A 26888-nucleotide genomic window follows, 5' to 3' on the forward strand; every position below is an offset into this window, starting at 1 on the left:
CCGGCCGCGCCGGGCGCCCCCCCCCGCCCCCCCCCCCCCCCCCCCCCCCCCCCCCCCCCGCGCCCGCCCCCCCCCCCCCCCCCCCCCCCGGGGCCCCCGCCCGGGACCGAACCGCGGCGCGCGACCGCCGGGCCGGCCCACGTCGAGTGCCTGGTCGCGCGACCGAGGGCCCTCGTCGCTGTCGGACCTCGCCAGCGCCGCCCCGGGGCGTGCTCGCCGGCGCCGAGCTCCACGACCGTTCCTCGCTGAGTTCGCCCGCTGGCTGACCGCCGCCAGCGCCGTCGGCGTCATCCGGTGGCGTCGGCGTCATCCGGTGGTGACGGCGCCGCTGGGGACCGTCCCGGCGGTGGGCACGTCTCCCACCTGGACGTCGATCATGCCGGCTGGATGGTCGGCGACGATCTCGTCGGCGGACTGACGGCCCGCCGTCGAGCCGTCGATGTTGAGGACGACCTGGTTGCTCGCCCTGTTCTGGCCGACGCCCCAGACACCTGGGCAGTCCAGCGCCGGGCGCAGGGAACGCGCGGTGTCCTGCAGCTGGACCAGCGAGAACCTGGCCGTCGGGGAGAAGACCGCGGTGGGCAGGGGCGCCCGCCGCACGATCGCCTCGCCCATTCCGGAGGCGATGAGCTCGTCGGGCAGCTCGGCGAGCTGCCGTTCCACGGCCGCCACGAGCTCGGCGCTCGGCTCGCCGACCGTCAGCACCGTGTACGTCCCCATGTCCTTGCTGAGCCAGCCGCCGTAGGTCGTCGGGAACTCCAGCGCCAGCTCCTGGTCGGCCCGTTCGAACGGGCCGAGGGCGTCAAGTGGCAGCGGGTCCGGCACCGGGCGCGGCGTGAAGCCCGGCTCGCCCAGGCCGGGCACGGGCCCGGTGGCCTCGGGCTGGACCGTGGGCTCCGGGAACGTGTCGGGATCGCAGATCCTTGCCTTGGTGGACGCGGCCGGGCTCGCGCCGACCGCCGCGGGTGCCGCGGACTCGGACGCGCCCGCGCAGCCGGCGACCGCGACGACCGCGGCCATCGCCACGACAACCGTCAGCCGGACGTGGGCCGGGGGAACAGCCATTCGCCCTCCCAGAGAATGCGCGGAATCAATGTCGCGCCTTTGGACGGATGCTCCGCGACGATGGTTCCGTGTTTCTGGCCGCCAGTCACGTGGCGCTGAGACCACACACCGATCAGCGACGGCCGGCCCGCCGCCGGGCCGCTTGTCGCTGATCATGAATTGTCGGAACGTTGTTTCTCGGAGTGGCGGCTCGTCGCCCTCGGGAGCGTCGGGACGGGCGGTGTTCTCGGGCACATCCGTGACCGTCAGCTATCGCGGCGCGGGGGGTGGAAGTGTCGCTTCCACCCGGTTGCGGCCGCCGTTCTTGGCCCGGTACAGCGCCGCGTCGGCGCGTTCGACGAAGGTCGTCGGGTCGTCGTCGGGGGTGGGGGTGGTCGCGGTGACGCCGATGCTCACGGTGACGACGTGGTGGGTGGCTGGCGGGTGTGGTTCGGCGAGCTCCGCGACGGCGATGCACAGGCGCCGAGCCAGCTGGGCCGCGGCGTCGGTGTCGGTGCCCGGCATCACGACGGCGAACTCCTCGCCACCGTAGCGGGCGGCGAGGTCGGTGGCGCGGGTGTTGGCGGCCAGACAGGTGGCGACCCGCCGCAGGCAGCGGTCGCCGGCGGTGTGTCCGAAGTGGTCGTTGTAGAGCTTGAAGTGATCGATGTCGATCATCGCCAGGGCGAGGGGCGCGCGCTGGAGCGTGGCGCGGTGCCATTCGACGTCGAGGACCTCGTCGAGGCGTCGCCGGTTGGCCAGTCCGGTGAGCTGGTCGGTGACCAAGAGCTGTTCGAGTCGCTGGTTGGCGGCGGCGAGTTGCTCGGTGCGTTCGGCGACCTTGCGTTCCAGGGAGGCGTAAACCTGGGCATTGTCGAGGGAGGCGGCCAGCTGCCCGGCGATGAGCATGATTCCTTCGAGGCGTTCGGTGGTGAACGCGCCGTGGATCATCCGGTTTTCCAGCAGCAGCATGGCGCGTAGCTCGCCACCGATCATGATGGGTATGGCGAGCAGGGAGCAGCGGTCCAGGTCGGCGAGGTAGGGGTCGCGGCAGAACCGGTCGTCGCGGGTGGCGTCGTCGGCGACGACGGGTTCGTGGGTGCGTTCGGCGTAGCGGATGACTGAGGGCGGGAGCAGGCGCCGGCAGCCGGCCTCGCGGAGTGAGACGGTGCCGGTGTCGCCGGCCGGCACCGACCAGTCGCGCCGCTCCTTGTCGCGTAGCAGGAGGTGGACGCCGGTGGCGCCGGTCATGGCCGACAGGATGCCGACGACCCTGGCCCGCAGGCCTTCGACGCTGGTCTCGGAGCTGAGCGCCTGGGAAGCGGCGACGACGCCGAGCAGGTCGATGGTGCCGGTGGTGATGGTGGAGCGGCGGGCGGAGGGCCGGGCGGATGGTCGCGTGGCCGGCTCCCCGCCGGCGGGTTCGGCTCGTAGCGTCGGGTGGGCCCAGTCGAGCTGGCTGACCTTCGCGGTCGCGCCCCAGTCCAGGTACTGGCGACGGGCGGCGGCGAGCAACGCGCTCCCGGCTGCCGCCATGCCGTGGGCGAGGTGGAACCGGGCGGCGCGTTCGAGGATCAGTGCCCGGTGCCACGGGCGCGCCCGCGCGGAGGCCTCGCACTGTGCCACGTCGAACGCGTACGCGGCCTCGCGGAAGTCGCCAGCTGCCCAGGCCCGCTCCGCCTCCACCAGGCGCAGCAGGTGCAGGAAGTTGACCGGCGCGTCGGCCGCCCGCCCGGCCAGCCAGGCGACCTGCTCGTCGAGCTCGGCCAATATCGCCTCGCGCCGGACCATCTCCGTAGTGGTGCGGGCCTGCCAGGTCAATGCCATGGCCCGCAGCAGGTGCGCCCTTGCCACTACATAGATCCCTTCGACGAACGGCAGCAAAGGCATGACGGCTTCCGCGTGCTGGGCAAGCTCGGCCGGACGATCGAGGATGGCCGCGGCGAGGGCCCGGTTGAGATGCGGATAGGCGGCCGTGAGCGGGTTGACGGCCAGCATGCTCAGTTGGGCCGCCTCGTCGGCCGCTGAATCCACGGCCTCGCCGCGCAGTACTCGTGCCAGCCGGCGCCAGCTCCGGAACACCTCCCCCGATCGTCCGTCGCCAATACGTGCGGCGAACGCCAGCGCTTCGTCGACCTCGGCGGCCAAGGCGTCCAGCGATGGTGCGCAGTCCAGCAGGTCGTCCAGCAGCACGCAGTGGGTGAAGGACGCGTTCTGCAGGTTGCCGTTCTGGACAAGTCCTTCCAGCACGCGGCGCGCTTCGGACACGTTGTCCTCGAGCGGGTCGAACCAGTGACCGGTACCGGCCACGTACAGGAACCGCGCCTGCAACATGTCCGGTTCGAAACCGGATGCCCGATCAACCGCGAGGATCCGCCGCAGGATGCGATACCCGGTGCGATAGTCCTGCCGGCGGACGCTGGTCACGAACGTGGCATGGCCGGCCGGGCTGAGCAGGGCGGGATCCGGGCCATGCCGTGCCCACATCCGCAGCGCCTGCACGGTCAGCCAGGCCATGATCGCCTGATCGGAGAAGTACGCCGCGGGCAGGAGAGAGTCGACAACCCGGAAGGCGTCGACCTTCGAGCGGTCGGTGATTCTCGGCCGGCGTAGATCGTCGGACTCGCTGGTCTGGTCGATCCACCGATAGACCGCGTCCAGCCCACGGTCGATCTCCTCGTCGAGGTCCTCCCGGTCCGGGACGGCCAGGCCGATCTGGCGCAGCTGGTCGAGGCCGAGCCGAATCGCCTCGTCGGCGCGGCCCCGGTTGGTGATACTTCTGACCTGTACCACCGTGGCGGCCGTGCGCCCGGCCGGGTGGGTGCACAGCCGGCAGATGGTCTGGTAGACCTCGTCGGCCTCCTCCAGCCGGCCGAGGCCATAGAGGGCGGCGTGCCGGCCCGTGTGGGTCGCGATCAACTGGTCGGTGTCGGTCGGGTCGATGAGCGCTACCGCCGCGGTCAGGAACCGCTCCACCAGCGGGTAGTTGCTCAGTAGCCGCGCCTCATGGGCGGCGCGCCGGAAGAGTTCCGCCACCAGCCGCTGCTCGGCGGGGGCGCGCACGGCGTCGGCAACGGGCAGGTACTGTGCTGCCGCGGCGGTGAAGAACTCGTCGTGGCCGGCCAGACGGCGGGCCAGGCGCAACCGCTCGGCGCGTAGCGCCTGCGAGCTCAGGCCGCGCAGGACGGACTCCCGCGTCCGGTCGTGGTGGAACCGCACGCCGGGCCGGCCATCGGACTCCAGTACCAGCAGGCCGTCCGCGAACGCGGGGGCGAGTCGCCGCTCGACCTCGTCCCCTGGTAGCGCGGTCGCGGACTCGAGGAGGTTCAGCTCCACCTGGCTGGCCAGGCTCGCCATCACCTCCAGCACCTCCCTGGTGGCCGGCGGCAACGTGGCCACGTGGGCGGTCAGCAGTTCGGTCACGTCCACGCGCTCCAGCCGGCCGCGCAGCGCGGACCGGTCCCATCGCCAACCGCCGTCGCCGGGGACCAGGACGCCGTCGTGGCGCAGCGCGCCCAGCAGCTCCACGGTGTCGTACGGGTTGCCTCCGGTCGACGGCGCTGTCAGCCGCGCCAGCTCGGCGGCGGGCTCCGGGGGCAGGCGCAGCAGGTCGGCCACCATCTCTGCCTGACCTTCCGGCGTGAGGTTGCCCAACCGCAGGTGGCACGGACCGTCCGGCTGCCGCCAGCGAACCAGCAGCGGCGCCAGCGGATGAGCGGCGTCCACCTCGCTCTCCCGGTACGCGCCGACCAGCAACAGCCCCTCGACCTGCTCCGCACCGCCGAGGATCAGGTCGACGAAGCCCAGCAGCATACGCCCGGCCCACTGCAGGTCGTCGATGAAGAACACCACCGGCCGTCTGCGTGAAGCGACAGCTCGCAATGTCTCCACCGCGAGACGCCGCGTTCGCGCCTGCACGGTCATCGGGTCCCCCGGCTCCGGGGGCACCCTCAGCAACGTCGCGAACTCCGGGACGACGGCGGCCGCCAGTCCGGCGCTGGGTCCCAGCGTGGGCAGGAGCCGCTCCCGAAGCTGGACCAGGTCGTCCTCCGGTTCGGCCAGCAACAACCGGCCCAACGCCCGGAACGCCTGCCGAGCCGCGTCATACTCCTGGTCACGGCGATACTGGTCGAACTTGCCCGCCACGAACCAGCCGTCGCTGCCGGCCACGATCGGCCGCAGCTCGTTGACGAGCGAGGTCTTGCCCACCCCCGGCGCTCCGCTGACGAGGAGCCCACGACAGCGGCCCGCCATCGCGTCGGTGAACACCGCGCCCAGCTTTCCGATCTCCTCCTCGCGCCCGGCCAGCCGGGACGGCGTCAGGATCCGAGCCGCAACGTCGTGCTCGCCGGGATGTACCGGCGCGCCGCGGCCCAGCAGGGCGAGATCGTGTACCAGCCCGTCGGCGCTCTGGTAGCGATCGTCCGGCTCCTTCTCCAGCAGGTGCATGATGATCGCCGACAGGCTGGCCGGCGCCGCCGGGTTCGCGGCCGACGGCGCCACCGGCACCCGCGCGAGCTGGTCGTGGATGATCCGCAGCGGGTCGTCCGTGCCGAACGGCGGCGCGCCGGTCGCCAGCTCGTACAGGGTGGCCCCGAGCGCGTACAGATCGGCCCGCGCATCGACTGGGCGGCCGGTCCGGCCGGTCTGCTCCGGCGCCAGGTACGGCAGCGTCCCGACGATCTCGCTGTGGTGGACGAACCCCGGCTGGACCGCCGCGAAGGTGGTGGCCAGAGCAAAGTCGATCAGAAACGGCGCGCCCTGCTCCCCGCTGACCACGATGTTCGCCGGGTTGATGTCCCGGTGCACCACACCCCGCTGGTGCATCCTCGCCACGGCGCGCGCGAGCGATCCGGCCAGATCGACCAGCTCGGCCTGATCGAGCGGCGTCGTCCGCTCGGCCAGCGCCGTGCCACCGACGTCGGCCAGCAGAATCGACCCCGGGCACGGCGGCATATCGGCCGCCAGCTGCGCGACCCCCTCGACCCCGGACAACCGCTCGAGAATCTCGACCTCATGCCGCCACCGTCGCGCTGCGTCAGGGCCCAGCGGTTCCTTCCGGATCACACTTCCGGACGGGAACATCAGCCGAGCGACCCGGGTCCGCGCCGTCTCATGCAGCAGTTCCCCTTGCGCCGCCAACGGCGGATCCCGGCTCGGTGCCGTTCGCTGGAAACCCATCTGCCCACCCCACGCCCTGTAACCCGCGGCCCACCTCCCCAGCCTTCCCGCGAGCATGGCGACGCAACAGGACGACCGGGTGGACTCAGCTCGAGACGAGCCGGAGGTGACAGCGGCCAGCACCCGTCAGGGCTCACCCGTCACGATCAGCGGCGTCCGCCGAATGGCTTCCCGCGGGACACCCCCGGGGACGTCGCCGTCCCGGTGGTGGGACTGGTAGGTCGCGAAGGGCGACTCGGCCCGTCGTTGTCTACTGGTGCGGGGATGGGCGGACGCGGGTGTCGGACCAGGCGGTCCAGAGAGCGGCGTAGGGGCCGTCGGCGGCGCTGAGGTCGTCGTGGGTGCCGGTCTCGGCGATCTGACCGGCGTCCAGGAGGACGACCTGGTCGGCAATGGCGGCCTGGGTGAGCCGGTGGGCGACGACGATCGCGGTGCGCCCGGCGAGCGCCCCGGCGGCGGCGGTCTCCAGGACGCGGGCGCCGGCGCTGCCGGCCTCGGCGGTCGCCTCGTCGAGGATCGCGACCGGCGGGTCGGCGAGCACGAGCCGCGCGAGCGCGAGCTGCTGGGACTGGGTGGCCGTGAGCCGGTGGCCGCCGTCGCCGACGACCGTCGCCAGGCCCTCGGGCAGCCCTTCCACCCAGCCGCGCGCGCCGACGGTCTCCAGCGCCGTGAGCAGCGCCGCGTCGTCGGCGTCGGGGCTGGCCAGGCGCAGGTCGTCGGCGAGCGGGCCGGCGAACACGTGCACCTCCTGGGTGACCAGGACGACCGACCGCGGCGTGCCCGCGCCGGGCGCGGACGCGGCGGGGTCCGCGCCGCCGACGACGACCGCGCCGGCGGTCGGGCGGTGGATCCCGGCGATCAGTTTCGCCAGTGTCGTCTTGCCCGCGCCGCTCGCGCCGACGAGCGCGACCGTGGTCGACGCGGGAACGGTGAGCGTGACGTCACGCAGGACGTCATGCCCCTCGACGTAGGCGTGCCGCACCCCGTCGAGGCGGACGGAACCGTCCGCCTCCTCGCCGAAGCCTGTCGCGCCCGCCCCGGCCCCCAGCGGCCCGTCGGCGGCGGCGGGTTCGTCGGGGTCGGCGAGGTCGGCCACGCCCACGAGCCGGGCGAGGCTGGCGGTGGCCTTCTGAGCCTCGTCGACCAGGCTGAGCGCGGTGTTGATCGGGGTGAACAGGTTGTGGAAGTAGAGCGCGGCCGCGGCCGCGGTCCCGATCGTGACCGTCTCCGCGCGGACCAGGAAGAAGCCGACGACCAGCACCGCGGTCAGGCCGACGTACTCGGCGACGTTGAGCCGGCCGAAGAAGCGGGTCGACAGCCGCGAGCCCTCGAGGATCAGGTCCACCGCGGCTCTGGAGCGGCCGCGCACCCGCTCCAGGTGGTCGTCGCCGAGCCGGAAGGCGCGGACCGTGTCCGCGCCGCCGACCGTGTCGATCAGCTGCTGCTGGCGCTCACCCTCGGCGATCCGCTGGCGGCGGTAGAGCGGGACCGCGTCCCGCCGGTACCAGCGCACGGTCCACCACTGGATCGGCGCGGCCAGCAGCGCCGCGAGCAGGAACCGCCAGTCGAGCACGGCGAGGCCGCCGAGCGTCAGCAGGATCGCGAGCCCGGAGCGGGCAAGCGCCGGCAGCGCCTCGCGGGCGCCCTCGGCGACGACCGACACGTCGTTCGTCACCCGGGACGTGAGGTCGCCGGACCCGGCGGCCTCGACCCGCTCCAGCGGCAGCCGCAGCACCCGGGCGACGAACCGCTCGCGCAGCGTCGCGAGCATCCCCTCGCTCACCCGGGCGACGAGCATCAGGCCGTAGGCGGTCGCGACCGCCTGCACGGCGGCGAGCACCGCGAGCAGCACTATCGGCCAGGTCAGCGCGCTCGACGGCCGCTGGTCGGTCACCAGGTCGATCAGATGGCCGAGCACCGGGGCGATGATGATCCCAGCGGCCGTCGCCGCGGTGACGACCAGCAGCGCGAGCACGGCGAGCCCGATCCGGGGCCGCAGCAGCGCCCGCACCGCCCGCCAGGTCTCGGCGCCGGTCGCCGTCGGCAGCGGCGCCCGCCCGCCGCCGGGCTGGGCAGTCGCGTGCGCGGCCTGGCCCGCCGGCTCGGCCGCGGCCACTTCCGTGCCGGTCACGCGAGCACCGCCGTCCGGTAGTCGTCGCGCGCGTCGACGAGGTCATGGTGGGTCGAGTCCGCGGCGACCGCGCCGTCCGCGATCAGGACGACCCGGTCGGCGACGTCGAGCAGCGCCGGGCTGGTCGTCACGAGCAGGGTGGTGCGGCCCGCGCGCAGCGACCGCAGGCCGGCGGCGACCCGGGCCTCGGTGACGGCGTCGACCGCCGTCGTCGGGTCGTGCAGGACGAGCACGGGAGCGTCGGCGGCGAGCGCCCGGGCGAGCGCGACCCGCTGGCGCTGCCCGCCGGACAGCGCCTGGCCGCGCTCGCCGACTCCGCTGGCGGCGCCGTCGGGCAGCGCCGCGCAGACCTCGTCCGCCGCCGCGGCGGCGAGCGCGCGCTCCAGCCAGGCCGCGCGGTCCGCGCCGCCGCTCGCGAACCTCGCCGCCACGGCGGCGGCGACGTTGTCCTCGACGGTGCCGTCGAACAGGTCGGCGTCGTGGGCGGCGACGAGGATCGCGCCGCGGGCGGTGGCCGGGTCGAGCAGGGTGAGGTCGACGCCGTCGAGCGCGACCGCGCCAGCCGCCGGGTCGGCTTCGCGGCCGAGCACCGCGAGCAGCGCCGTGGCGGCTGCCGGGTCGGCGGTGACGACGCCGACCATCGTGCCCGCCGCCACGGCGAGGTCCAGGCCGGCGAGTGGGCCGTGGGTGACACCGCGCAGCTCGAGGCGTCCGCGTACCGGCGTCGCCAGCGCGGCGGGCGGGTCCGTCCCGGCGGCCACCGCGGGCGGGGCGGCGAGGACCTCGGCGACCCGGTGGGCGGAGGCGCGGGCCATCACGTACTCGCCGTTCGCGAAGGCGAGGATCCCCAGCGGCGCGAGCTGGAACTGGGCGAGGCCCACGGCCGCGACCAGCTCACCGACGCTGATGCTGCCGGAGAGCGCCAGCCGGGCGGCGACGAGGGCGACGACCGTCAGGTACACGCCGGTCAGGCCGAGCAGGCCGCCGAAGTTCCAGCCGCGGGCGGCGGCGGCGCGCACGGCCGCGCCCCGGGCCTCCTGGCTGGTCAGCCGATAGCGGGCCAGCGCGGCCGGCTCCGCGCGCAGGCCCTTGAGGACCCGCAGGCCGCTGACCAGGTCGGCGGCGACGCCGGCGGCGAGCCCTGCCCGGTCCTGCTCGGCTCCGGCGCGCCGCTCCAGCGGGCCGGCCAGCAGCTGGGCGCCGATGATCAGTGGCAGCACCGCGCCGAGCACGGTCAGGCCGAGCAGCGTCGACATGCGGAACAACGCGACGCTGGTCACGACCATGCCGGCGAGCGCGGCGAGCGCCATCGGAATGACCATGTTGACCGTGCCGACCCGCCTGGCGTCGCTCGTCGCGACGTTCACCAGCTCACCGGCGAGCCGGCCGGCCGCGGCGCCGCCGGCCGGGGAGAGCACCCGGTCGGTCAGCCGCAGCCGCAGCTCGTGGGCGGCGTGCTCGGACGCGGCCTCGCCGAGGCGTGCCGCGAACCGGTAGGACAGCGACAGGACCACGAACACGCCGAGCAGCACGGCGAGCCAGCCGAGCAGCGCCCCACCGTCGCCGTTCGCGACGGCCCGGTCGATGATGACGCCGATGACGATCGGGACGCTGGCCTCGCCGCCCTGGTAGGTGATGCCGAGCAGGGATGAGCCGAGGATGCGGCGGCGCTGGCTGGCGATGGCGCCGGTCAGCAGCTCGGGCCCGGTCGGGCGCGCGGGCGCGGTCGGCGTGGGCGTGGCCGGCGCCGGCGCGGCGTCGGGCCCGGCCCGCTCGGCACCGGCGACGTCCAAGGGCACGGCGGTGCCGTCTCCCGCGGTTGCCTCGGTCACCCGGTCACCCGTCCCACGAGGTCCTCCGCTGGTCGTGTGTGCTGGTCGCGCGCGTCCACCGGTGCCGCGAGGGGCCGCCGCGGGTCGCCCCGCGGTAGGAACGGCCGCGCTGGACGCAGGGGTGAGGTTAACCTAAGTCGCCCTGTTCGGGAGGAGGCCGACATGCCGGTCGTGCGCGTCGCGCGCTGGCGCCACGGGATCGAGCAGCCGGAGCGGAATGGCTTGACACCTTGATGGACCCGCCAGAAGGATCATTGGGCCCTGCCTGACCCTGGGCTGGGCGCGCTCGACTCCAAGGAGCTTCGCGTCATGCGTGTCGTCATGTTCGGTTACCAGACGTGGGGGCACCGGACCCTGCGGGCGCTGCTCGACTCGCGCCACGAGGTCACCCTCGTCGTCACCCATCCACAGAGTGATCAGCCATACGAGAAGATCTGGTCCGACTCGGTGGCGGACCTCGCGGAGGAGAGCGGTGTTCCGGTGGCGATCCGTTCCCGCCCGGACGACGACGAGCTGATGGACCTGCTCAAGGCGGCCGCCCCGGACGTCATCGTCGCCACCAACTGGCGTACCTGGATCCCACCGAAGATCTTCGGCCTGCCGCCGTTGGGCACGCTGAACATTCACGACTCGCTGCTGCCGGCCTATGCCGGCTTCTCTCCGTTGATCTGGGCGCTGATCAATGGTGAGCGGGAGGTCGGGGTGACCGCCCACATGATGGACGAGACCCTCGACGCCGGTGACATCGTGCTGCAGCGCGCCGTCCCGGTCGGCCCCCGGGACACGACAGCCGACCTGTTCCACAAGACGCTCGCGCTGTTCGGCCCGATCACCGTCGACGGCCTGGCGCTCATCGAGTCCGGCCGCACCGAATGGGTGAAGCAGGACCGGTCGAAGGCGAGTTTCTTCCACAAGCGGTCCCTGCGGGACAGCCTCATCGACTGGACCTGGACAGCCGAGGAGCTCGACCGGTTCGTCCGGGCGCTTTCCGACCCGTACCCGAACGCCTTCACCTACCGGAACGGAGAGCGGGTCCGCGTCATCGAGGCCGACATCTCCGACGGCATCTACGGCGGCACCCCCGGCCGGATCTTCATCCGGGAGGGCGACGGCGTCGTCATCGCCGCCGGCGCCGAGGCCCGCCGCGGCCGCGGCCACGGCCTGCGCATCAGGCGCGTCCGGCTCGACGACGGCACCGAGCTCGCCGCCCCCGACTACTTCACCACCATGGGCGGCTACCTCACCGACCGTCCCTGAACGCGGTCCGGCGGCACCGTCAGCCGGCCTGGCGGTAGCCCGTGCCCCACGGTCGTCCCCGCGGATCTCGACGGGGCCGCCGAACCGCCGATTCGCGCGCACATCCGCCGATCATGAGACGTCGCGAGCCCCGCTTCGTTTCTTGATCATCGGTTCTGTGTGGTGCTCGGTGATTTCCGCCCGTCGTGTCCCTGGATTCCGCGCACATCTGGTGATCTACGGGCCGGAGCGGGGTGGGATGGGGCGGGCTGAAGATCACCAGTTGTGTACGCGGATCCGCGTTCCGGGATCCGTCCGAAAGATCTGTGAGCGCCGGATCGGTGCTTCTGGGCGGCGAACCACCAGGCCCGGTGCCGGTGACCTGGTGTGACTCGCGAAAACCCGGCGGTTTCTGGCGTGCCGTGCAGTGGAGTCGTCGGTCCACTGCACGGCGCCGTGGGCCCTCGGCGCGGGCGGAGTCAGCCGACGATGCCGGCGGCGCGGGCGGCGGACAGCCACAGCGGGAACTCGGCGAGGAGCTGGTCGTAGAGCTCGGCGTCGGTGAGCGCGCGCGGGTCGCGTCCGGTCGCGAAGAAGCCGGCGTTGTCGACCACGCGGCCGGCCAGCGTGTCCAGCTTGGACAGGAACTTCAGCTGGCGGGCCTGGCCGAAGCCGACGAACTGCCAGAAGATCGGGAGGTTGCTGGTCTGCCGCAGCAGGTCGGTGGCCTGGCGGCGGTCGAAGGGGGCGCCGTCGGTCTGGAACACGACGAATGCCGGGTGGCCGTTCCAGTTCGCGCGGTGGTGCTCCATGACGGCCCGCATGGCCGGGACATAGTTGGTGCCGCCCCACGGGAGCTTGGCCTGCAGTGACTCGATCCGGCCGTGGTAGTCGGCCAGGCCGATCTCGTCGACCAGGTTGACCTCGTGGGAGAAGAACACCAGGGGTACGACGCCGTCGTCGTCGAGATTGGCGGACAGGCCGAGGACCTGCTCGGCGAGCCGTTGCATGGTCCCGTTGCGGTAGTAGCCGGACATGCTGCCCGAATGGTCCATGACCAGGTAGACCGCTGCCCGCTGCCCGGAGACGCCTTTCTTCCGCAGGCTGACTCCGGCCTCCTTGTACAGGCTGACCAGGCCGGGCGCCGTCCGTTGGACCTTCTCGAGACTGAGCGCGGGCGTGTCCCCGCTGGCGGTGCCGGAGGCGGGCGGCGCGCTCGCTCCCCACCGGTCTGGCGTCCCCTGGCCGGGATCTCCCGGCCAGGGAGCGGGCGCCGGCCGCCAGGGCGCGGAGGTAGCCGGAGGCGGGGGAGCCGGCGGGCCTGGCGGGGCTGGCCGCCGGCCGGCAGGAGGGGGAGCGGCCATGGCCGGGTGGCCGACGGATGCCGGCGGGGCTGCCGGGCCGGGCGGGGCTGGCGGGGCGGCTGGCGACGGGCCGACGGGGCGCGCCGAGGTCTGGGCGGGGGTGCCGGGGTCGTCGACGACGATGCCGAAGTCGGAGGCCAGGCCCGCCAGGCCCGTGGCGTAGCCCTGGCCGACGGCGCGGACCTTCCACTGGTCGTTGCGCCGGTAGATCTCGGCGAGCAGGACGATGGTCTCGCCGTGGGTCAGGGCCGGCGGGGCGAACGCGAACCGGCTGGCACCATCGACGATCTCCACTGTCGGGGTGCTCGCCGCGTCGAAGACCGCCGTCGCGCGTGCCGCGTCGATGCTCGCGGTCACGACGACCTTGGCGACGGTCGCGGGTATCCGGGTGATGTCGACGGTGACGGTGGCGCCGTCGAGGCGCACACCGTCCTGGGCCGGATGGTTGAAGAACACCAGGTCGTCGTCGCCGCGGACCTTCCCGGCCGCGGTCAGCAGCACCGCGGACACGTCGATCGCCCGGCCCGCCGCCGTCACCGTGGCGCTGACCGGTCCACCCGACAGCGGAGCGTTCCCACCTGGCGTCAGCTGGGTCGTCCCCATGGCGACATCGCCCCCTGATCGGTCGATACTGCGCGGGGCATCCTATGGGCTCGCGAGCGTGGGGGCCTCGTGAGCTCGGATTCGGGGGCGGCGAGGGGCGGCCGATCGCCGCGACGCCGGCCGATCGCCGCGACGCCCGCCCACCACGACCGCGCGCCCCGTCGCCGGCCGCCCTGCCGGTTCGCTGGCGAAGGTCAGGCTCTCGGCCGGGTCAGGCCGGACAGAGGGTGAGGTCGCCGGAAGGGGCGCGGATGACGCGGGTCGCGTGGGGGCGGCTCACGCGGTCCAGGGTTTCGGCGAGCCAGATGGCGTCGCCGGTCGCGGCACGTTCGAGCCGCAGGCGGCGGGTTCGCAGGAGGGTCAGCCGTGCATCGAGGAGAGTCCCGGTACTCGCGTCGACCACGACCGTGTAGAGGGGGCGAAGGTCGTCGCGGTAGGACTCGTGGCCGGTGATGCCCTCGTAGTCGTCGATGAAGTCGCCGCAGCCATAGAGAACAAGGCTGTCGCGGTAGATCTCGACGGGTCGCGGATGGTGCGACGAGTGGCCGTGGACGACGTCGACCCCGCCGTCGACCAGCCCGTGCGCGAGCCGGATCTGGTCGTCGTCGACGTCGTATCCCCAGTTCGAGCCCCAGTGGATCGAGACGACGACGACGTCTCCGGGCCGACGGGCCGCGGCGACCCGGGACAGGATCGCGTCGGCCTGCGTGTCGGCATCGGCTTGCCAGGGCGGCGCCAGCAGCGCGACGCCTGGCCGCGTGGCCGTCGCCGCCCAGTCCGGCGGCACGCCGCTGGTAGGCGCCGCGCACGCGAGCACCAGGACCCGGCCCCGGCCCCGGCTGCCCGCGGGTACGGTCACCGGGCGCCAGGCCTCCTCGGCGTCGCGGCCGGCGCCGGCGAAGGCGATCCCGGCGGCTGAGAGCGCCTCGAGGGTGTCGACGAGGCCGCGCCGGCCGAAATCGAGGACGTGGTTGTTGGCGAGCGAGCAGACATCGGGCCGGCCGGCGGCCAGGCAGCCGAGGTTGTCCGGGCTCATCCGGTAGTGGACCGCCTTGTCGGGCGCGAAGTCGTCGACACGGGTGACGCTGGTCTCCAGGTTCATCACCCGGACTGCCGCACCCCGCCGCCCGGGCGCGTGGGCGGCCAAGGCGACATGGCCCCACTCGCGACCAGCTCGCTCGTGATCAGCCAGCGTGTCGGTGTCGGCCAGGACGCCGGCGTCGGGGTGGGCGTTGGCGTCGGCTCCGGCGTCGGCTCCGACGCCGACGCCGACGCCGACGCCGGTGTCGGCCAGGGCGCTGGTGTCGGCGTCGGCCAGGGCGGCGAGCGCGTCGCCCCAAGGCCAGCGGTCGTCGACCGGGCGGGGGATCGGGCCGCTTGCGTGCTCGGCCAGCGTCACGTAGTCGCGCGCGTCCTCGATGCACACCTCGGTGATCCGCGGGTCGCCGGGGTGCGCGAGGATCTGGTCGACCCCACGCCCCAGCATCACGTCGCCGCACAGGCACAGCGTCACGGAACCTTCGGTAGCCGGTCGGACGCTCACAGTTCCAACGCTACGCGCCAACGGGTGCCCACTCGGGCGCGCGGACGCTGGCCGCGCTGGCGGGACGCGCCCGTCATACCTGGTGGTCGTGAGTTGTCCCCGAATCGTGACCACCAGGTATGACAGGCGACCCGACGACGCGGGGTACTTTCGGCACGTTGCTGCTACCTCGTGGGTGTTCGCCCCGCCGGCCGCGCTCGTGGGGCCAAGATCAGTCAGACGGGGCGCGCCGTCAGCGACGCGGAGCGTCTGATCTCTCGGCTGTCGTTCTGGTACGGACGAACGCCGCTGGATGCGGTACTAGCTGAGCCAGGTGCGGAGCTGCTCGACGAGGGCCACCCGGGAACGGTGGTCGGCGGCGAGCGGGGTGACGGTGAGGGTGGTCGCGCCGGCGTCGGCGTAGGCGGCGAGCTTCTCGCGGACCTGGGTCGCCGGGCCGATCAGCGCGGTCGCGCGCAGCAGTTCCTCGGGGACCGCGGCCTCGGCTTCCTTCTTCTTCCCGGACAGGTAGAGGTCCTGGATCAGCTCGGCCTCCTTCTCGTAGCCGTAGCGCTGGGCGAGGCTGTTGTAGAAGTTGCGACCCTTCGCGCCCATCCCGCCGATGTAGAGAGCGAACATCGGGCGCATGAGGTCCAGCAGGCCGTCGGTGTCGTCGCCGATGGCCAGCGGGGCGGACACGATGACGTCGAGCGGGCCAAGCTCCGGGTCGCGCCTCGCCTTGCCGGCCGCGAGCGACGAACCCCAGACGGCGGTGGCCTTCTCCGGGTGGAAGAACAGGGGCTGCCAGCCCTCGGCGACCTCGGCCGCCAGTTCCACGTTCTTCGGGCCGATCGCGGCGACGAAGATCGGGATGCGGGGTCGGACCGGATGGTTGATGAGCTTGAGCGGCTTGCCGAGGCCGGTGCCCTGCTCGGGCGGCAGCGGCAGCGTGTAGTACTTCCCCTGGTACTGGACCGGCTCGCGCCGCCATACCGCCCGGCAGATGTCGATGAGCTCCCGGGTCCGGCCGAGCGGCGCGTCGTAGGGGACGCCGTGGAACCCCTCGATCACCTGCGGCCCGGAGGCGCCGAGGCCGAGGGCGAACCGGCCGCCGGAGACGTAGTCCAGCCCGGCGGCCGTCATCGCGATCAGGGTCGGCGTGCGGGTGTAGATCGGCAGGATGCCGGCGCCCAGCTGGAGCCGCTCGGTCCTCGCCGCGAGGAAACCGAGCTGGCTGACGGCGTCGAACGAGTAGGCCTCCGCGACGAACACGATGTCCAGCCCGGCCTTCTCGTAGTCCGAGAGCTCGGCCACCGCCTCGGTGAACCCGCCGCTGTAGGACAACTGCATCCCGATCCGCATCCGGCCCGCCTTCCATCCGCGCCCGCGCCGCCGGCCCGGCTCCGGGCCGTGACGGTGTGCCGACCGTCAGCCTAGGCCGTCCCGCCCGCTGATGACGTTCGTCGCCGCCGTTCGTCGGGCTCCGCCTGCGCGGACGCCGACGGCGAGGCGGACGCCGAAGGCGATGAGGACGAGGCCGGTGACCGGCCGACCCAGCGGCGAACTGGCGCCGGTCTCGGAGCGTGACCAGCGGGAGCGTGGCCAGGGCGCGGGAGCATGATCCGGGCCAAGGAGCGGATGCCGGTGAGCGTCGCGCCGCCAACGAGCGGCAGCGACGTCGCGGCCACTCCAGGTCGTTGGTTGTCGTGCGCGGCGAGGTCTCGTCCTCCGCGCGCCTGCCGTGGTCTGTCTGCGGGGTCTGTCCGACTTGGATACTGTTGGGTGAGGTAGTGTCCGAGTCGACAGTGGCAGAGACTTCCTGGGGAGGGGGCATTACCGTGCTGTCTAGACAGGACAGATCGGTTGGCCGGGAGGTCTGTGTGCGTTGGCAGGTCCAGGAAGCCAAACAGCGGTTCAGCGAGATGCTGCGTGCCGTGACCCGTGAAGGTCCCCAGACGATCTCTCGGCACGGCCAGGATGCCTTCGTCGTCATCGACATCGACGAATATCGCCGGTTGACTGGGCGACAGCGTGACCTGAAGTCAATCCTGCTGGGCCCGCCGTACTTCACGGACGAAATGTCCGCAATCATGGATGAGATTGAGCAGGACAGGCGGGCGGACGAGCCGCGGCCTGTCGACCTTCCCCACGCGGGAGGGGGCCATGAGCAGTGAGCTTCCTGCTTGACACGAACGTCGTCTCCGAGACGCGCAAGAGTCGCCCGGACGCCGGCGTCGTCGACTGGATCGGCTCTGTCGGTGCCGACCACCTACACCTGTCGGTGCTTACCCTCGGCGAGATCGAACGGGGCGTTGCCCAACTGCGCCGCCGCGGCGACGACCGCCAAGCCTCCTCGTACGCCGTCTGGCTTGCCTCCCTGACCGAAGCGTTCGCTGGGCGGATCGTGCCTGTCTCGTTGGAGATCGCTCGCCGCTGGGGGCAGACCGGCGGAATCAACCCCGGTTCAACGGTGGACGCCCTGCTCAGCGCCACTGCCCAGGCGCACGGCTGGACGCTGGTAACCCGCAACGTCAAGGACTTCGCGTCGCTCGACGTGCCCATACTCAATCCGTTCACCGGCACCTGACGGCCACGGGCACGGGCAGCTGACCTGCCGCGTGCTTCCGGAGTTTCAGGGCTCGACGGCCATCCCGACGCCGAAGGCGATGAGGCTAGGCTGTGATCTTGTAATTCTCCAGTGGCAGCGTGAGCGCGGCCCCGTCGCGTCCGTGCACGGTGATCGTGCCATCTTCGGCGAAGGCCACGGACTTCTCGAACGCGCCTGGAAGGTCGTACCTGAGGTCGGTGAACGGGCTGGCGTAGGCAGCCACCCGAGGGGCAGTGGAGGTGCCCATCCGGTGGAGCACCCACAGTTCGCCGTGCTCGGAGCCGTCGGCGCGGAGCTGCACGCAGTAGCCGGTGCCTTCGCCGGCCAGGGACGGGTCACACACCTCGGCCACGATCCGGGGCGCGCCGTGTTCCCCCGCGATGGAGACCACGGCGACGCCGAGCAGCGTCAAGACGACGCCGACGACAAGCCCCACCGCGCCGGCGCTCACCAGCTTCCTCATGCCGCCATCCTGCATCCGACGCCTCGGTTGTCATTCGGCCAGGCCCCCAATCCTTCTGGGTTCCAAGGCCCCGTGCGACCAAGATCGGACCGGCGGCTGTCGAGTCAGGGTTCGACGCCCGCGCCGCGAGCCGAGGCCCGCCCGCCATCAGGTTTCGCGCCACCACCAGCGTGTCCGGCTCCGGCATCAGCACGACGAGCACGGACGCGACCGCGAACGTGGTAACCGCGACCAGCATCCACCGAGGCTAAGACGCCAGCCCGCGCTGGCGGAACCGAGTCTTGCCTGGCCGGGTCCGGCGGCGCCGGGTCGTGGCTCGTCGAGTGCTCCGCGCCGGCCCGCACCCGGTGGCTGGCCAGCCGGTCAGCCCGACCCATACCGAACCATGGCAGCTGGCATCACGGAGACGGGTCTGCCTTGTATGGCGGCAGGACGTGAATGGCCTCAACAAGCGCTTCGGCTAGGTTGACGTGCTCCAGCAGTGGCTTCCTATTCCATCGGTACCGCCTGACGGACTGGCGTCCTAGTCTCGTCGAATGCTCGTCGCCGTCACGACGTTCACGGTCGCGTCCGTGCTCGTCGTGCTGCTGCCAGGCCCGGACACCTTGGTTGTGATCCGTAACCTGATGGCGGGTGGGCCACGGCTCGGTCTGCGGGCTTCGCTCGGCGCGATGACGGGCCTGGCCGTCTGGGTGGTCGCGGCGGCGCTCGGTCTGTCGGCCCTGCTGACCGCGAGCCATGACGGCTACCTGGCACTACGGATCGTCGGCGCGGCCTACCTGTGCTGGATGGGGTTCGCCACGCTGAGGGCCAAGCCCCACAGCTCCCCTGACGTCGTGGCCGAGCCTCGCCGGAGTCTGATCGGGACCGGGTACACGGCCGGCCTGCTCACGGACCTGCTCAACCCGAAGGTCGGGGTCTTCTTCGTCAGCTTCCTGCCCAGCTTCATCCCCGAAGGCGCCCCCGTCGTCTGGACGTCCCTACTGCTCGGCGGGATCTTCGTCGTCCTGACGGCCGTCTACTACGGCGCGCTGCTCGCCCTGTCGGGCCCGGTCATGCGCTGGATGGCCGACGGTCCCGTCCGCCGCTGGGTCGACCGAGTCACCGGGCTCGTCCTGATCGCCTTCGGCGTCCGGATGGCCGTCGAGCCCTGAGCCACCTCCGGTCAGCCAGTCAGGTTCGCGCGAGACGGAGTCACGCGGTCACCAGGCGACAGGCGCGTGATCGACACGGATCGTGACCTCGAACCGTTGTATGCAAGAGCCAGCTGACGCGCTCATCCGACCAGGTGGGCGTTCACCTCACCGGCCATCCCGCCGTCGCCATCCCGGTGGGCGCGACCGGCGCGGGTCGGTCGGCCTGCACCTGGCCGCCCGGCCGCGAGGCCGACCTGCTCGCCGCCGTCCTGGCCAACGAGCAGCCCCTCCCAGTCGCCGCGTCCGCCCCGCCGGCCCTCTAAGATCCCCACAGTTTGCGGTGATGCCCCCATTTGGGAGTGGCTGACCGGTTTCCACTGTGGGCGAGGACAGGACGGCATGACGGCTGGCGTCACACCGATGGACGACACATCTCCGTCTTCGGGGCCGGTGGTTCCCGCGGGCGGGCAGTCCGACGCGTCGCTGACCACCATGCCCCCCGTCGGCCTGCCCGCCTCCGGCGATGCCTCCTCGGCCGGTGGCGGGCGGCCTTCCTCGCCCGTGGCCGGCGCGGCCGGCGCGTCACCGGCCGAGCAACTGTGGCCGGTGCCCGAAGGCCAGCCCGCCGGACAGTCGCCACCTGCCGTCATGACCTGGGTAGTCCCGGAGAGCCCGCCCGTCGCCGCGGCCGCGGGGCAACAGCGGCCGGTGCCCGCGCCTGGCACCGGCCACGCGGCGGCGCCGGGCGGGCCGCTGGGGGCAGCGGCGTCTGGTCGGGCCCGCGGGCCGGGTGGCCGGCGTCGTCCGTGGCTGGTGGGGTTCGTTGTCGGCATGGTCATCGTGCTCGTGGCCGCCGGGGTGGTCGTCGGCGTCGACCTGCGTGACCGGGAGGGCTCCTCAGGGGACGCGGCCGCAGCGCCCACGGCCCCGGAACGGACGACCGCCGCGCCGACGCCCAGCCCCACGCCGGCCTACGATCCGGTGCCCCTCGGGGAACCAGGCCCCGCCTACTCCGGCGAGACGCTGCCGATCCGGGGCGGGCTCAGGCCCGAGTACGTGTCGGTGCGCCGGGACGGCGTGCTGTACATATCCGGGTACTCCTTCCGCGAGGCCACGGTCTACCGGATCGACCCGGACGGCACCGTCGCGCAGATCATCGGCGACGAGGCGGTGGCCTCCCTGGGTGTGGCGTCCCCGGCGGCGGTGTCCGGCGCCGGGCAGGTCGACTGGGACGACGCGGGCAACCTGTATGTCCCGGACATCAACGGCTATCGCATCCGCAAGATCGACACTGCCGGCGTCGTCACCACCGTGGCGGGCATCGGCCTGTACGGGTACTCCGGCGACGGCGGCCCCGCGGCGCAGGCGCGGATCGGCCGGATAGAGGACGTCGCGGTGCTCGGCGACGGCACCATCTACTTCGGGGACCTCGACAGCAACCGGGTCCGCCGAATCACGCCCGACGGGATCATCACCACGGTGGCCGGAACCGGCGAACCGGGCTTCGCCCGCGGCCCGGCGAGCGCGACGGCCACCGCGCTCGGCGGGCCGAACACGATCGAAGACGCCCCCGACGGCAGCATCTACTTCACGAACATCGGCAGTGGCACCGTCCAACGGGTCAGCCCCGACGGCCGGCTCACCACCGTTGCCGGCAGCGGCTACTGGGACACGAGCGCCGACGGCCGTTCCGGCGAGGGCCGTCGGGCCACCTCATCGGCGGTGATGCTGAGCGTCCCCAGCCTCGGGCTCGGCCCCGACGGTTCCCTCTACCTCGTCAGCCCCAGGCGCGCCAACGTCCGGAAGGTCGGCCCGGACGGGATCATCCGGACGATCGCGGGGACCGGCGGCGAGGGCGCGGACGGCGACGGCGGACCGGCGACGGCGGCGACGTTCCTGCAGCCCCGGGCGGTGGCCGCCGACGTGACCGGGGCGGTCTACGTCGTCGACGGCGGGAACGTCCAGGTACGCCGGATCGCGCCCGACGGCACCATCACCACCATCGCCAGGGCCTCGAGGTAAGCGCGGGCCACCGCGCCCTGCCGCGTTCGACTGGTTTTCCGCCCGGGCCGCGCGACAGCCTGTGTTCTCGCCGGTCAGCCGCGCCCGGCGGCCGGCGCGGGGGTGAAGGCCGGATCGCGGCCGATGAAGCCCAGCAGGCGCGTCTGGGGGTCGGCCTCCGGTGGAACGTCCACCCGGGTGCCGTACTGGCCGGAGCCTCGGATCACGTCCTCCATCGGCTCCATGCCGGCCAGCAGGACCGCGCACAGGCCGGGGTCGAGGCGGTCGTCCTGGCCGGTCGCGCGGGACAGGTCCCAGGTGTGCATGAAGATGTCGACCGTGTAGAACTGGTCGATCGCGCCGGCGAGCGGGAGCTCGCCGATGTGCGGGTTGCGCAGGAGGCGCCCCGCCGTCGCCGGGTCGTCGAGCAGGCGCTGGACGGCGTCGGCGTGCACCCGCCAGGCGGCGACGGGGTCGTCGTCCGCCGAGGGGCCGCGTTCCAGCTCGAGGCCCGTCCCGGCGGCCAGGAAGCCGGGGAACCACTCGCACAGGTGGCGGACGACGTCACGCGCCGCCCACTCGGCCACCGGGGTGGGCATGTCCCAGTCCCGGGTGCCGAGCACCCGGTCCGTGAACGTCGCGGCGATCAGCCGGTGGCGCTCGGCCGGCTGGTCGGCGAGCGCGACCAGCCGACCGTCGCGCTCGTCCGGTGGCCGCGCCGTCGCCGCCGTGGCGGTCGTGTCGGTCGCCACCGCGTCCGCCGTGGCGGTCGCCGCCGGCGTCCCCCCGTCCGGCACCTCAGACCTCGCCGCTGGCGAGCAGGGCGTCGAGCTTGGCGTAGCCCTGCTCGATACCGACCTCCATGCCGCTGCGCAGCCAGGCGTCGCGGCCCTCGAAGCTCTCGACGAGGGACTGGGCGTGCAGGCGGGTGCGGCCGTCGCCGAGGTCCTCGAACCACAGGGTCTCCAGCGCGACCCCTTCGGGCTCGCCCTCGAAGGTGAAGGTCTGCACGAGCCGATCGGGGCGGACCTCGTGGAAGCAGCCGCGGAAGCTGAACTCGGCGCCGTCCCGGCCGGCGACGTAGCGCCAGCTCCCACCGGTGCGGGCATCCCAGTAGTCGATCCGGGTGTCCATGCCGTCCGGGCCGACCCACTGGGCGAACAGCTTCGGGTCCGTGTGCACGCGGTACAGCTGCTCGGGGGTGGCGGCGAAGTCGCGGGTGAACCGAATGATCGGCACGTTCGGGTCGGCTTCGATGGCGACGGTCGTGGTCGTGGTCATCAGGCGCTCTCCTTCGTAAGGTCCGGATTGTCGGCCGGCGGTGTCTCGTCGCCGTCCGCGGCCTCGCTGTCGTTCATGGCGGCGAGGAGGGCGTCGAGGCGGCGGTAGCGCTGCTCCGCCTGTCGGTGGTAGCGCTCCAGCCAGGCGGTCGCGAGGTCGAAGACCTGCGCCTCCAGGTGGACCGGGCTGCGGTGGCCGCCGCTGTTCCGGCTGACCAGGCCGGCCTGCTCGAGCACCTTCAGGTGCTTGGAGACCGCCTGCACGGAGACGTCGTAGGGCGCGGCCAGGTCGCCCACGGTCGCGTCGCCGTCGGTCAACCGCGCGACCAGGTCGCGCCGCGTCGGATCGGCGAGCGCCGCGAACACCCGGGAAAGCTGGTCCACGTTTCCTCGACTCCTCAACCAACTGGTTGACGACAAGGCTAAGTCGATCGCCAGCAGATGTCAACCATCTGGTTGAGAAGTCTGGATGCAGTTGCCAGTTGCCAGTTGCCAGTTGCCCGTTGCCCGTTGCCCGCGGCGGCGACGACGGCGACGACGACGACGGCGACGGCGACGGCGACGGCGACGGCGACGGCGACGACGACGCGCGGGGGACGCTCACCGCCGCTCACTCGCCCAGCCGCTGCCCGCGTGTGGCCCTCGGCGAACAGTGCCGGCCCGCTCGGCCACCTGGTCCGGACACCCGTCGAACGGGTCGAACCGTCCGAGCCGGAGCGGCTCCGGGCCGCCGGGGAGCTGGGCCGTCGACGGCGTCAGGGGCGGCGCGGGCGGCTCACAGCCGGTACGCGATCGTTGAGATGATCTCCTTGATGTCGACCTCCTCGAGGCCGTTCCCGGCCCGGGAGGGAGCGTGCAGGGTGTCGTCCCAGTCGTCGGCGATGTCGGTCCACGGCGGGTCGGCGGGCGCGAACAGCACGAGCTGTTTCGCCGAGGCGTCCATCAGCGCGGATGTGCTGGCCTCATGGCCCCACTGGGCGAACAGCTCGTCGAAGTCCTGGGCGATGTGCTGGGGGTAGTGGGAGCGAGCTTTGGACTTGTGCTTGCCGAGTGGGTGCGCCGCCGCGTCGGTGAACATGACGATGACGTGCCGGGCGCGCGGCAGCTCGCGTTCCCAGGGTGCCTGGATCGCCAGCGCCAGTGCCTCCAGCGCCGATTCCGGCGCGTCACCGCCACCGGTCGCGCGCAGGGCACCCACGAACGTCTTGAACGGGCGCGCCGCCCGGGGGAGTACGAAGAACTCCGACTCCTGGATGGCGTCGTCCGCCCGGTCCCCGAAATCCCGGAAGGCGATGACCTTCACCCGAAGCTGGCCCAAGGACTTGCCCTTCGCGGCGATCTCCTCGGTGAGCCGGCTGTGGAAGGTCAAGGCATCTTTCTTCACCGTCTCAATGATCGAGGCCATGCTGCCGGTCACGTCGATGCACAAGACGATGTCGATGGCGGTCGGCGGGATTTCCTTGGGGAGGCTCATGCTCCGGATTCCTTCTGGTCGGGGCGGCGGTCAGGCTGCTGTCCGGGGAAGGGCGATCGGCGGCGGACGATGCCGGGCGACGTCGGACGCGGGCGCGTGAGCGGCGGGCCGGGTCTCGTCCCGGTCGGAGGCGGGCGACCGAGGGCTCGTGGCGACCGGCTGACTCCGGGCCGCCGACGGGACCGTCGGGCGTGACCCCTCGAGACATGCTGAGCACGCGGTGACGCCACGCCGCCCGTGGTGTCGCGAAGTTGATGCGTTCCGGTACGGCGCGGCGGGCCGTGGCCGGGCCGGGCCCTCCCGGCGCTGGACGGTCCAGAGCGGGGCCACTAGCCTGGCGGAGGTTAGCGGGCGCTAACTAGTGGGCCGTCGTGGGACGGGGTGGCCCGGCCCGGGCGACTCGGGAGGCGACGGCGAGCGCGAGCGGGGTCCGTCCGTCGCCGAGGCGATGGACGGGGAGCGATCAACGAACGGAGGTCACTTCCGAGGGGCGAGGAAGCGGCCGTAGCGAGCGAAGCGACGGAGTGAACGGAGAACACAGAGCGGTGGACAAGGTGGTGGCGGCCGCGGCCGACGCGGTGGCGGACATCGGCGACGGAGCGTCGCTGGCGGTCGGCGGGTTCGGCCTGTGCGGCATTCCGAGCGCGCTGATCGACGCGCTGTACGAGGCCGGCGTCTCCGCGCTGCGGACGGTCAGCAACAACTGCGGCGTCGACGGCTGGGGCCTGGGCGTGCTGCTGCGGGCCGGCCGGATCGCGCGGACCACCGGCTCCTACGTGGGGGAGAACAAGGAGTTCGAGCGGCAGTTCCTCGCCGGGGAGCTCGAGGTCGAGCTGGTCCCGCAGGGGACGCTCGCCGAGCGGCTGCGCGCCGGCGGCGCCGGCATCCCGGCGTTCTACACCCCCGCGGGCGTGGGCACCCAGATCGCCGAGGGCGGTCTGCCGCTGCGCTACGACGGCCGGGGAGGGGTGGCGCTCGCCTCCGAGCCGAAGGAGACGCGGGCGTTCGACGGTGTCGAGTACGTGCTGGAGCGGGCGATCGTCTGCGACTTCGCGCTGGTGCACGCCTGGAAGGGCGACCGGCACGGCAACCTCGTCTACCGGGAGAGCGCGGCGAACTTCAACCCGCTGTGCGCCGCCGCAGGGAAGATCACGATCGCCGAGGTCGAGGAGCTCTACGAGCCGGGCGAGCTCGACCCGGCCGAGATCCACACTCCGGGCATCTTCGTGCAGCGGGTCGTGCACGCCCCGGGCGTCGAGAAGCGGATCGAGAAGAGGACGGTGTCGGCGTGAGCCTCACGCGTACCCAGTTGGCCGCCCGGGTCGCCCAGGAGCTGTCCGACGGCCAGTACGTCAACCTGGGAATCGGCCTGCCGACGCTGGTGCCGAACTACCTGCCCGACGGCGTCACCGTGGTCCTGCACAGCGAGAACGGCGTCCTCGGCGTCGGCCCGTACCCGGTCGAGGACGCCGTCGACCCGGACCTCATCAACGCCGGCAAGGAGACCGTCACCGTCCTGGCGGGGGCGTCGTTCTTCGACTCGGCAGCGTCATTCGGCATGATCCGCGGCGGTCACGTCGACGTCGCGGTCCTTGGCGCGATGCAGGTCGCGGCCAGCGGCGACCTGGCCAACTGGATGATCCCCGGCAAGATGGTCAAGGGCATGGGCGGCGCCATGGACCTCGTCCACGGCGCGCGGCGGGTCATCGTGATGATGGAGCACGTCGCCAAGGACGGCAGCCACAAGCTCGTCGAGACCTGCACCCTGCCGCTGACCGGCAAGGCCTGCGTGCACCGGGTCATCACGGACCTCGCCGTGCTCGACGTCGTCCCCGGCACCGGCTTCGTCCTGCGCGAGCTGGCCCCGGACGTCACCGTCGACGAGGTCCGCAAGGCCACCGGCCCCGAGATCACCGTCGCCCTGGACTGACTCACCAGGAAGGCCGACACCGGCGGCGAAAGCCACCGGCGTCGGCCTTCCCGCTTCCCAGCGCTGGCGTCGGCCGGGAACCGGCCTGACGATCAGGCGGCGGCGGGCGGCTGGGGCAGGGCGGCGAGGTCGGCGGGGGTGAGCTCCCAGGACGCCGCCGCGGCGTTGGCCGCGACCTGCTCGGGCCTGGTCGCGCCCGCGATGACGGACGAGACGCCGGTCTGGGCCGCGAGCCAGGCGACGGCCAACTCCAGGATCGTGTGGCCGCGCTCGCGGGCGAACGCGGTCAGCTCGTCGATGTAGGCGAAGTTCTCCGGGGTCGCCGCCTGGGCGAAGTACGGCGCCGAGGCCAGCCGGGTGCCCTCCGGGAACGGCTGACCGGCCGCGTACTTGCCCGACAGCAGCCCGGAGGCCAGCGGGAAGTACGGCACGATGCCCATGCCCGTCTTGACCGCCGCCGGCGCGATCTCCGCCTCGACGGCGCGGTTGAGCAGGCTCCACTCGATCTGTGCCGCGGTGAAGGCCGCGATCCCGCGCTCGGCGGCGAACGCCGCCCGTTCCTCGATCTCGGCGGCGGTCACGTTCGAGCAGGCGAGGTGCAGCACCTTGCCGGCGCGGACCAGCTCGTCGAGGGCCTCCATCGCCTCGGCGTTCGAGCCCTCGACATCGACGAAGTGCTGGTAGTAGACGTCGATCCGGTCGGTGCCGAGCCGGCGCAGGCTGCCCTCGCAGCCCTCGAGGATGCGCCTGCGCAGGATGCCCGGCGCGTAGGGCTCGCCCTTCGGGCGGCGCATCACCTTCGTCGCGATGACGGCCTCGTCGCGGCGCGCGCCGAGCGCGGCGCCCAGGAACTCCTCCGAGCGCCCCCCGCCGTACATCTCGGCGGTGTCGAAGTGGGTGATCCCGGCGTCGAGCGCCGCGCGCACGACGACCGCGCTCGCCGCCGCGTCGATGCGCATCCCGAAGTTGTTGCAGCCCAGGCCGACGACGGACACGGCGGGTCCCGTCGCGCCCAGCGGTCGCGTCCGCATACATCCTCCAGAAAGGTGCCAGTTCCCGACGGGAGACTATGGCGTCGCCATA

At 72.7% G+C, this 26888-nt stretch carries 22 protein-coding genes; 8 read left to right on the forward strand and 14 right to left on the reverse strand.

Annotated features, from left to right (window positions below):
- Positions 1–306: 306 nt before the first annotated feature.
- The 4 genes from I6A81_RS06195 to I6A81_RS06210 all read right to left on the reverse strand — a co-directional run bounded on the left by I6A81_RS06195 (position 307) and on the right by I6A81_RS06210 (position 10053).
- Positions 307–1065 (reverse strand): hypothetical protein, encoded by a 759-nt coding sequence (locus I6A81_RS06195; protein ID WP_203007611.1) that lies wholly within the window; start codon positions 1063–1065, stop codon positions 307–309.
- A 249-nt stretch (positions 1066–1314) separates the two neighbouring features.
- Positions 1315–6225: a diguanylate cyclase gene (locus I6A81_RS06200; RefSeq protein WP_203007610.1), complete on the reverse strand. Its 4911-nt coding sequence runs from the start codon at positions 6223–6225 to the stop codon at positions 1315–1317.
- A 250-nt stretch (positions 6226–6475) separates the two neighbouring features.
- Positions 6476–8356, reverse strand: coding sequence for an ABC transporter ATP-binding protein (locus tag I6A81_RS06205; RefSeq protein WP_307874495.1), 1881 nt, complete (start codon positions 8354–8356; stop codon positions 6476–6478).
- Entirely contained in the window at positions 8353–10053 is a 1701-nt protein-coding gene (locus I6A81_RS06210) for an ABC transporter transmembrane domain-containing protein (RefSeq protein WP_407661259.1), read from the reverse strand. The genes I6A81_RS06205 and I6A81_RS06210 overlap by 4 nt, the downstream gene beginning before the upstream one ends.
- Positions 10054–10497: 444 nt before the next feature.
- Between I6A81_RS06210 and I6A81_RS06215 the strand changes: the two genes are divergently transcribed.
- Positions 10498–11445, forward strand: coding sequence for a methionyl-tRNA formyltransferase (locus I6A81_RS06215; RefSeq protein WP_203002010.1), 948 nt, complete (start codon positions 10498–10500; stop codon positions 11443–11445).
- A 458-nt stretch (positions 11446–11903) separates the two neighbouring features.
- Here the strand turns inward: I6A81_RS06215 and I6A81_RS06220 are convergent, their stop codons facing one another.
- The 3 genes from I6A81_RS06220 to I6A81_RS06230 all read right to left on the reverse strand — a co-directional run bounded on the left by I6A81_RS06220 (position 11904) and on the right by I6A81_RS06230 (position 16275).
- A complete protein-coding gene (locus I6A81_RS06220) occupies positions 11904–13391 on the reverse strand; it encodes a VWA domain-containing protein (protein ID WP_203002009.1) in 1488 nt (495 codons plus the stop codon).
- A 211-nt stretch (positions 13392–13602) separates the two neighbouring features.
- Entirely contained in the window at positions 13603–14877 is a 1275-nt protein-coding gene (locus tag I6A81_RS06225) for a CapA family protein (protein WP_407661260.1), read from the reverse strand.
- Between the two features lie 357 nt (positions 14878–15234).
- Positions 15235–16275 (reverse strand): LLM class F420-dependent oxidoreductase, encoded by a 1041-nt coding sequence (locus I6A81_RS06230; RefSeq protein ID WP_203002008.1) that lies wholly within the window; start codon positions 16273–16275, stop codon positions 15235–15237.
- 518 nt (positions 16276–16793) lie between these two features.
- Between I6A81_RS06230 and I6A81_RS44730 the strand changes: the two genes are divergently transcribed.
- Together I6A81_RS44730 and I6A81_RS06240 are read left to right on the forward strand one after the other, a co-directional pair.
- Positions 16794–17087: a type II toxin-antitoxin system Phd/YefM family antitoxin gene (locus I6A81_RS44730; RefSeq protein WP_203002007.1), complete on the forward strand. Its 294-nt coding sequence runs from the start codon at positions 16794–16796 to the stop codon at positions 17085–17087.
- Positions 17084–17500: a type II toxin-antitoxin system VapC family toxin gene (locus I6A81_RS06240; RefSeq protein ID WP_203002006.1), complete on the forward strand. Its 417-nt coding sequence runs from the start codon at positions 17084–17086 to the stop codon at positions 17498–17500. Before I6A81_RS44730 ends, I6A81_RS06240 begins: the two co-directional genes overlap by 4 nt.
- A gap of 85 nt (positions 17501–17585) precedes the next feature.
- On the opposite strand, the gene I6A81_RS06245 is transcribed toward I6A81_RS06240, so the two are convergent.
- Positions 17586–17984: a hypothetical protein gene (locus tag I6A81_RS06245; RefSeq protein WP_203002005.1), complete on the reverse strand. Its 399-nt coding sequence runs from the start codon at positions 17982–17984 to the stop codon at positions 17586–17588.
- Positions 17985–18520: 536 nt separating this feature from the next.
- Between I6A81_RS06245 and I6A81_RS06250 the strand changes: the two genes are divergently transcribed.
- The 3 genes from I6A81_RS06250 (at position 18521) to I6A81_RS06260 (ending at position 21142) form a co-directional block, all read left to right on the forward strand.
- Positions 18521–19138, forward strand: a complete 618-nt coding sequence (locus I6A81_RS06250; protein WP_203002004.1) for a LysE family translocator — start codon at positions 18521–18523, stop codon at positions 19136–19138.
- Between the two features lie 134 nt (positions 19139–19272).
- Entirely contained in the window at positions 19273–19443 is a 171-nt protein-coding gene (locus I6A81_RS06255; protein ID WP_203002003.1) for a hypothetical protein, read from the forward strand.
- A 76-nt stretch (positions 19444–19519) separates the two neighbouring features.
- Positions 19520–21142, forward strand: coding sequence for a hypothetical protein (locus I6A81_RS06260; RefSeq protein ID WP_203002002.1), 1623 nt, complete (start codon positions 19520–19522; stop codon positions 21140–21142).
- Between the two features lie 74 nt (positions 21143–21216).
- Here I6A81_RS06260 and I6A81_RS06265 read toward each other — a convergent pair whose 3' ends face one another.
- The 5 genes from I6A81_RS06265 to I6A81_RS06285 form a co-directional block, all read right to left on the reverse strand.
- The gene (locus I6A81_RS06265; RefSeq protein WP_238441459.1) at positions 21217–21810 is read right to left on the reverse strand and encodes a TIGR03086 family metal-binding protein; all 594 of its coding nucleotides are present in this window, start codon (positions 21808–21810) and stop codon (positions 21217–21219) included.
- A 109-nt stretch (positions 21811–21919) separates the two neighbouring features.
- Positions 21920–22402: an SRPBCC family protein gene (locus tag I6A81_RS06270; RefSeq protein ID WP_203002001.1), complete on the reverse strand. Its 483-nt coding sequence runs from the start codon at positions 22400–22402 to the stop codon at positions 21920–21922.
- Entirely contained in the window at positions 22402–22785 is a 384-nt protein-coding gene (locus I6A81_RS06275) for an ArsR/SmtB family transcription factor (protein ID WP_203002000.1), read from the reverse strand. Before I6A81_RS06275 ends, I6A81_RS06270 begins: the two co-directional genes overlap by 1 nt.
- A 38-nt stretch (positions 22786–22823) precedes the next feature.
- On the reverse strand, positions 22824–23015 hold the full coding sequence (locus tag I6A81_RS06280; RefSeq protein WP_203001999.1) for a hypothetical protein: 192 nt from the start codon (positions 23013–23015) through the stop codon (positions 22824–22826).
- A 161-nt stretch (positions 23016–23176) separates the two neighbouring features.
- On the reverse strand, positions 23177–23875 hold the full coding sequence (locus I6A81_RS06285; protein ID WP_203001998.1) for a vWA domain-containing protein: 699 nt from the start codon (positions 23873–23875) through the stop codon (positions 23177–23179).
- A 545-nt stretch (positions 23876–24420) separates the two neighbouring features.
- Here I6A81_RS06285 and I6A81_RS06290 point away from each other — a divergent pair.
- Both I6A81_RS06290 and I6A81_RS06295 read left to right on the forward strand, forming a co-directional pair.
- On the forward strand, positions 24421–25167 hold the full coding sequence (locus I6A81_RS06290; RefSeq protein WP_203001997.1) for a CoA transferase subunit A: 747 nt from the start codon (positions 24421–24423) through the stop codon (positions 25165–25167).
- Positions 25164–25805 (forward strand): CoA transferase subunit B, encoded by a 642-nt coding sequence (locus I6A81_RS06295; RefSeq protein WP_203001996.1) that lies wholly within the window; start codon positions 25164–25166, stop codon positions 25803–25805. Before I6A81_RS06290 ends, I6A81_RS06295 begins: the two co-directional genes overlap by 4 nt.
- Positions 25806–25897: 92 nt before the next feature.
- Here I6A81_RS06295 and I6A81_RS06300 read toward each other — a convergent pair whose 3' ends face one another.
- Positions 25898–26836: an aldo/keto reductase gene (locus tag I6A81_RS06300; RefSeq protein ID WP_203001995.1), complete on the reverse strand. Its 939-nt coding sequence runs from the start codon at positions 26834–26836 to the stop codon at positions 25898–25900.
- Between the last annotated feature and the right edge of the window lie 52 nt (positions 26837–26888).

Source organism: Frankia nepalensis (genome assembly GCF_016786325.1).
GTDB classification, from domain to species: Bacteria; Actinomycetota; Actinomycetes; order Frankiales; family Frankiaceae; genus Pseudofrankia; species Pseudofrankia nepalensis.

What these genes read in the sequence shown, in the direction of transcription:
- I6A81_RS06195 (WP_203007611.1), bottom strand. Translation starts at nt 1,065, where the DNA reads ATGGCTGTTCCCCCGGCCCACGTCCGGCTGACGGTTGTCGTGGCGATG.
- I6A81_RS06200 (WP_203007610.1), bottom strand. Translation starts at nt 6,225, where the DNA reads ATGGGTTTCCAGCGAACGGCACCGAGCCGGGATCCGCCGTTGGCGGCG.
- I6A81_RS06215 (WP_203002010.1), top strand. Translation starts at nt 10,498, where the DNA reads ATGCGTGTCGTCATGTTCGGTTACCAGACGTGGGGGCACCGGACCCTG.
- I6A81_RS06220 (WP_203002009.1), bottom strand. Translation starts at nt 13,391, where the DNA reads ATGGGGACGACCCAGCTGACGCCAGGTGGGAACGCTCCGCTGTCGGGT.
- I6A81_RS06225 (WP_407661260.1), bottom strand. Translation starts at nt 14,877, where the DNA reads ATGCTGGGGCGTGGGGTCGACCAGATCCTCGCGCACCCCGGCGACCCG.
- I6A81_RS06230 (WP_203002008.1), bottom strand. Translation starts at nt 16,275, where the DNA reads ATGCGGATCGGGATGCAGTTGTCCTACAGCGGCGGGTTCACCGAGGCG.
- I6A81_RS06245 (WP_203002005.1), bottom strand. Translation starts at nt 17,984, where the DNA reads ATGAGGAAGCTGGTGAGCGCCGGCGCGGTGGGGCTTGTCGTCGGCGTC.
- I6A81_RS06250 (WP_203002004.1), top strand. Translation starts at nt 18,521, where the DNA reads ATGCTCGTCGCCGTCACGACGTTCACGGTCGCGTCCGTGCTCGTCGTG.
- I6A81_RS06260 (WP_203002002.1), top strand. Translation starts at nt 19,520, where the DNA reads ATGACGGCTGGCGTCACACCGATGGACGACACATCTCCGTCTTCGGGG.
- I6A81_RS06270 (WP_203002001.1), bottom strand. Translation starts at nt 22,402, where the DNA reads ATGACCACGACCACGACCGTCGCCATCGAAGCCGACCCGAACGTGCCG.
- I6A81_RS06285 (WP_203001998.1), bottom strand. Translation starts at nt 23,875, where the DNA reads ATGAGCCTCCCCAAGGAAATCCCGCCGACCGCCATCGACATCGTCTTG.
- I6A81_RS06300 (WP_203001995.1), bottom strand. Translation starts at nt 26,836, where the DNA reads ATGCGGACGCGACCGCTGGGCGCGACGGGACCCGCCGTGTCCGTCGTC.